This is a genomic window from Micromonospora sp. NPDC005163 (assembly GCF_053599835.1).
Genome location: NZ_JBSFYP010000139.1, coordinates 1 through 5,018 on the forward strand (window position 1 = coordinate 1; position 5,018 = coordinate 5,018).

General features: G+C 57.6%; 3 rRNA genes. All 3 read right to left on the reverse strand.

Annotated features, from left to right (window positions below):
• Nucleotides 1–2: 2 nt before the first annotated feature.
• Nucleotides 3–119, reverse strand: a 5S ribosomal RNA gene (rrf, locus tag ACWD6N_RS37345).
• Nucleotides 120–202: 83 nt separating this feature from the next.
• Nucleotides 203–3,311 (reverse strand): 23S ribosomal RNA (locus ACWD6N_RS37350).
• Nucleotides 3,312–3,693: 382 nt separating this feature from the next.
• Nucleotides 3,694–5,018, reverse strand: a 16S ribosomal RNA gene (locus tag ACWD6N_RS37355); the annotation flags it as partial.

The following is a 5,018-nucleotide window of genomic DNA, read 5'->3' on the forward strand; positions in this document are numbered from 1 at the left end:
TTGTCCGGCGGCGTCCTACTCTCCCACACCCTCACGAGTGCAGTACCATCGGCGCTGGAGGGCTTAGCTTCCGGGTTCGGAATGTGACCGGGCGTTTCCCCTCCGCCATGACCGCCGTAACTCTATCGACATGTCAAACAACACCACACAGTGGTCTGTTGTTCGTTTATCGAGAGTTGCACAGTGGACGCGTAGCAGCTTAGTAGTCAAGTCCTCGGCCTATTAGTACCGGTCAACTGAACCCGTTACCGGGCTTACATTTCCGGCCTATCAACCCAGTCGTCTAGCTGGGGGCCTTACCCCACAAAGTGGGTGGGATACCTCATCTTGAAGCAGGCTTCCCGCTTAGATGCTTTCAGCGGTTATCCCTTCCGAACGTAGCTAACCAGCCGTGCCCCTGGCGGGACAACTGGCACACCAGAGGTTCGTCCGTCCCGGTCCTCTCGTACTAGGGACAGCCCTTCTCAAGTATCCTACGCGCACGGCGGATAGGGACCGAACTGTCTCACGACGTTCTAAACCCAGCTCGCGTACCGCTTTAATGGGCGAACAGCCCAACCCTTGGGACCTGCTACAGCCCCAGGATGCGACGAGCCGACATCGAGGTGCCAAACCATCCCGTCGATATGGACTCTTGGGGAAGATCAGCCTGTTATCCCCGGGGTACCTTTTATCCGTTGAGCGACACCGCTTCCACTCGCAAGTGCCGGATCACTAGTCCCGACTTTCGTCCCTGCTCGACCTGTCAGTCTCACAGTCAAGCTCCCTTGTGTACTTGCACTCAACACCTGATTGCCAACCAGGCTGAGGGAACCTTTGGGCGCCTCCGTTACCTTTTAGGAGGCAACCGCCCCAGTTAAACTACCCACCAGACACTGTCCCTGAACCGGATAACGGTCCGAAGTTAGAGACCCAAATCAACCAGAGTGGTATTTCAAGATTGCCTCCACCCATACTGGCGTATGGACTTCACCGGCTCCCACCTATCCTACACAAGCTAATTCGAGTACCAATGTCAAGCTATAGTAAAGGTCCCGGGGTCTTTCCGTCCTGCCGCGCGTAACGAGCATCTTTACTCGTACTGCAATTTCGCCGGGCCTGTGGTTGAGACAGTGGGGAAGTCGTTACGCCATTCGTGCAGGTCGGAACTTACCCGACAAGGAATTTCGCTACCTTAGGATGGTTATAGTTACCACCGCCGTTTACTGGCGCTTAAGTTCTCCGCTTCGCCCCGAAGAGCTAACAGGTCCCCTTAACGTTCCAGCACCGGGCAGGCGTCAGTCCATATACATCGAATTACTTCTTCGCATGGACCTGTGTTTTTAGTAAACAGTCGCTTCCCCCTGCTCTCTGCGGCCATACAACGCTCCACCCGCGCGGGGCTTCACGTCTCCGGCCCCCCTTCTCCCTAAGTTACGGGGGCAATTTGCCGAGTTCCTTAACCACAGTTCGCCCGATCGCCTCGGTATTCTCTACCTGACCACCTGTGTCGGTTTGGGGTACGGGCCGCTAAGAACTCGCTAGAGGCTTTTCTCGGCAGCATAGGATCACTGACTTCACCTGAATCGGCTCGGCATCACGTCTCAGCCTTCATGTGTTGCGGATTTGCCTACAACACGGCCTACACGCTTACCCCGGCACAACCACCGGCCGGGCTCAGCTACCTTCCTGCGTCACCCCATCGCTTGACTACTACCCATCAGGTTCCCACGCTCCCCACCCTCAACCCGAAGGTCTTGGATGGATTGGGTGGTTAGCACAACGAGGTTCATCAGGGACGCTCTTTCGCGGGTACGGGAATATCAACCCGTTGTCCATCGACTACGCCTCTCGGCCTCGCCTTAGGTCCCGACTCACCCAGGGCGGATTAGCCTGGCCCTGGAACCCTTGGTCATCCGGCGGAAGGGTTTCTCACCCTTCTTTCGCTACTCATGCCTGCATTCTCACTCGTGCCGCGTCCACAACTGGGTCACCCCGCTGCTTCACTCGCGGCACGACGCTCCCCTACCCATCCACACACCTGCACAAGGAATCAAGTCCAAGCGAGGTTAAAATGTGAATGCCACAGCTTCGGCGGTGTGCTTGAGCCCCGCTACATTGTCGGCGCGGAACCACTTGACCAGTGAGCTATTACGCACTCTTTAAAGGGTGGCTGCTTCTAAGCCAACCTCCTGGTTGTCTGTGCGACCCCACATCCTTTTCCACTTAGCACACGCTTAGGGGCCTTAGCTGGTGATCTGGGCTGTTTCCCTCTCGACTACGAAGCTTATCCCCCGCAGTCTCACTGCCGCGCTCTCACTTACCGGCATTCGGAGTTTGGCTGATTTCGGTAAGCTTGTGGGCCCCCTAGACCATCCAGTGCTCTACCTCCGGCAAGAAACACGCGACGCTGCACCTAAATGCATTTCGGGGAGAACCAGCTATCACGGAGTTTGATTGGCCTTTCACCCCTAACCACAGGTCATCCCCCAATTTTTCAACATTGGTGGGTTCGGCCCTCCACGCGGTCTTACCCGCGCTTCAGCCTGCCCATGGCTAGATCACTCCGCTTCGGGTCTAGGACACGCGACTGAATCGCCCTATTCAGACTCGCTTTCGCTACGGCTCCCCCACACGGGTTAACCTCGCCACATGCCACTAACTCGCAGGCTCATTCTTCAAAAGGCACGCCGTCACCCCGCAAGGCTCCGACGGATTGTAGGCGAACGGTTTCAGGTACTATTTCACTCCCCTCCCGGGGTACTTTTCACCATTCCCTCACGGTACTCGTCCGCTATCGGTCACCAGGAAGTATTTAGGCTTACCAGGTGGTCCTGGCAGATTCACGGCAGATTTCAGGGGTCCGCCGCTACTCGGGAACACCCACAGAAGGTCAGCAACTTTCACCTACCGGACTTTCACCGTCTACGGTCAGCCATTCCAGACTGTTCGACTAGCCACTAACTTTGTAACTTCTCGAACAAGTGTCAGCTTGTTCAGTAGGGTCCCACAACCCCGACCACGCAACCCCTGACAGGTATCACACGCAGCCGGTTTAGCCTCAATCCGCTTTCGCTCGCCACTACTCGCGGAATCACTAAATTGTTTTCTCTTCCTACGGGTACTGAGATGTTTCACTTCCCCGCGTTCCCTCCACACACCCTATGTGTTCAGGTGTGGGTGACTGGACATGACTCCAGCCAGGTTTCCCCATTCGGACACCCTGGGATCACAGCTTGGTTGACAGCTCCCCCAGGCCTATCGCGGCCTCCCACGTCCTTCATCGGCTCCTGGTGCCAAGGCATTCACCGTTCGCCCTTGACAACTTGACCACAAAGATGCTCGCGTCCACTGTGCAATTCTCAACAAACGACCAACCCACAACCCATCAGCCCCACACCAAACCCGGACCAACGGCCGGCGGTATGTGGAACCAGGCCATGCCTGGCAGCCCATGAAGCGCTCACGCTCCACAACAGGCTTTCCGAAAGAAACAACCCATGGTTGTTCTTTCAGGACCCAACAGGGTGCTCTACGCCATCTCCCAGCCGCACCAGAGACCATCCGTTCCCACCACCCCGAAGAGCAGCTGTACTAGGCGTCCCGGCCGTTGCCGGCAGAAAACTCACCAGTGTCTCCGCCATTTGAGCACCCCGACCCAACATTCGCAGGTCGCGGGCTCCTTGCACCCTTTCAGGTGAAGGTGCTCCTTAGAAAGGAGGTGATCCAGCCGCACCTTCCGGTACGGCTACCTTGTTACGACTTCGTCCCAATCGCCAGCCCCACCTTCGACGGCTCCCTCCCACAAGGGGTTGGGCCACCGGCTTCGGGTGTTGCCGACTTTCGTGACGTGACGGGCGGTGTGTACAAGGCCCGGGAACGTATTCACCGCAGCGTTGCTGATCTGCGATTACTAGCGACTCCGACTTCACGGGGTCGAGTTGCAGACCCCGATCCGAACTGAGACCGGCTTTTTGGGATTCGCTCCACCTCACGGTATCGCAGCCCATTGTACCGGCCATTGTAGCATGCGTGAAGCCCTGGACATAAGGGGCATGATGACTTGACGTCATCCCCACCTTCCTCCGAGTTGACCCCGGCAGTCTTCGATGAGTCCCCGCCATAACGCGCTGGCAACATCGAACGAGGGTTGCGCTCGTTGCGGGACTTAACCCAACATCTCACGACACGAGCTGACGACAGCCATGCACCACCTGTGACCGCCCCCGAAGGACCTGCCATCTCTGACAGTTTTGCGGCCATGTCAAACCCAGGTAAGGTTCTTCGCGTTGCATCGAATTAATCCGCATGCTCCGCCGCTTGTGCGGGCCCCCGTCAATTCCTTTGAGTTTTAGCCTTGCGGCCGTACTCCCCAGGCGGGGCGCTTAATGCGTTAGCTGCGGCACAGGAAACCGGAGAGGCCCCCCACACCTAGCGCCCAACGTTTACAGCGTGGACTACCAGGGTATCTAATCCTGTTCGCTCCCCACGCTTTCGCTCCTCAGCGTCAGTATCGGCCCAGAGACCTGCCTTCGCCATCGGTGTTCCTCCTGATATCTGCGCATTTCACCGCTACACCAGGAATTCCAGTCTCCCCTACCGAACTCTAGCCTGCCCGTATCGACTGCAGGCCCGCAGTTGAGCTGCGGGTTTTCACAGTCGACGCGACAAGCCGCCTACGAGCTCTTTACGCCCAATAAATCCGGACAACGCTCGCACCCTACGTCTTACCGCGGCTGCTGGCACGTAGTTGGCCGGTGCTTCTTCTGCAGGTACCGTCACTCTCGCTTCGTCCCTGCTGAAAGAGGTTTACAACCCGAAGGCCGTCATCCCTCACGCGGCGTCGCTGCATCAGGCTTCCGCCCATTGTGCAATATTCCCCACTGCTGCCTCCCGTAGGAGTCTGGGCCGTGTCTCAGTCCCAGTGTGGCCGGTCGCCCTCTCAGGCCGGCTACCCGTCATCGCCTTGGTAGGCCATCACCCCACCAACAAGCTGATAGGCCGCGAGCCCATCCCAAGCCGAAAAACTTTCCACCAAA